General features: G+C 34.0%; 1 protein-coding gene. It reads left to right on the top strand.

Features of this window, described 5'->3' with window-relative positions; all coding sequences use genetic code 11:
• Positions 1 to 1,647 (top strand): collagenase (locus CQ058_RS31270; RefSeq protein ID WP_181150793.1); only part of this gene is annotated, 1,647 nt, incomplete at both ends.

The raw sequence follows: 1,647 nt of genomic DNA, 5'->3' as shown, positions 1-1,647 counted from the left end.
CAGCTCCGGTCGTGAAACGAGCAGCGGCAAAACAATTTCAGCAAAAGTATTCTGTAACAGAGCTGAATAGAATGAGTGATGACGAATTAATTGACACATTGGCAAATGTTAGTTGGGATCAAATCGCAGATTTATCTCAATTTAATCAAGAAACAAAAGCGTTTTATCAAAATAAAGAGCGAATACAGGTTATTATTGATGAATTAGGTCGTCGCGGAAGTACATTTACAAAAGATGATACAAAAGGAATTGAGACGTTTGTTGAAGTATTATATTGCGGTTTTTATTTAGGCTTTAATAATAAAGAAATAAACTATTTAAATGAGCGAAGCTTCCATGATAAATGTTTACCGGCATTAAAAGCAATTGCAAAAAATCCGAATTTCAAACTTGGTACAAATAAACAGGATAAAGTGGTATCTTCATACGGTAAATTAATTAGTAACGCTTCTTGTGATGCTGAAACAGTTCAATATGCAGCGAATATAGTAAAGCAATATAACGATAATATTTCTACATATATAAGTGATAAAAATAAAGGAGACGCCTTGTATAATCTCATACAGGCGATTGATAACGATATACAATCTTACGGTAAAAAAGCGGATGAAACAATATGGTATGGGAAAATTGATGGTTTCATAAATGAAGTCAGTCGAATGGCGCTTCTGAATCAAGTGACAACAGAAAATAGTTGGTTAATTAATAATGGTGTGTATTATACTGGCCGTTTTGGGAAATTCCATAGTAATCCAGATAAAGGTTTAGAAATACTTACACAGGCAATGCGTATGTACCCTCGTTTAAGTGAGGCTTATTTTAATGCGGTAGAGCAAATTTCAACAAACTATGGTGGGAAAGATTATAACGGAAATACAGTAGATTTAAAGAAAATCCGTGAAGAGGGCCAAAAGCAGTACTTACCCAAAACGTATACATTCGATGACGGTTCTATCGTATTTAAAACAGGGGATAAAGTAACGGAAGAAAAGGTTAAGAGACTATATTGGGCTGCTAAAGAAGTAAAAGCGCAATATCATCGTGTAATTGGAAATGATGCAGCGTTAGAAGCAGGGAAAGCTGATGATGTACTGACAATCGTAATTTATAATGATCCATATGAATATAAACGAAATAGCCAATTATATGGATATGACACGAATAATGGTGGCATTTACATTGAAGGAAAAGGAACGTTCTTTACATATGAACGTACACCGCAGCAAAGTAGTTATACTTTAGAAGAATTGTTCCGTCATGAATTTACACATTATTTACAGGCAAGATACGAAGTTCCAGGATCATGGGGACAAGGAGAATTATATCAAAATGAACGTATGACTTGGTTTGATGAAGGCAATGCAGAATTTTTTGCGGGATCTACTCGTACGAATAATGTTGTTCCGCGCAAAAGTGTAATTAGAGGATTATCATCTAATCCTGCGGAACGTTATACAGCAGAACGAACATTATTTTCGAAATATGGATCATGGGATTTTTATAATTATTCTTTTGCACTGCAGTCTTACTTATATACTCATCAATTTGAAACTTTCGATAAGATTCAAGATTTCATTCGTGCAAATGATGTGAAGAATTATGATGCATATCGTGAAGCTTTAAGTAAGGATCCAAATTTAAATAAAG

The sequence above is a fragment of the Bacillus sp. MYb56 genome, from assembly GCF_002976445.1.
Taxonomy (GTDB): domain Bacteria; phylum Bacillota; class Bacilli; order Bacillales; family Bacillaceae_G; genus Bacillus_A; species Bacillus_A mycoides.
This window is presented reverse-complemented; position numbering and strand designations above follow the sequence as displayed.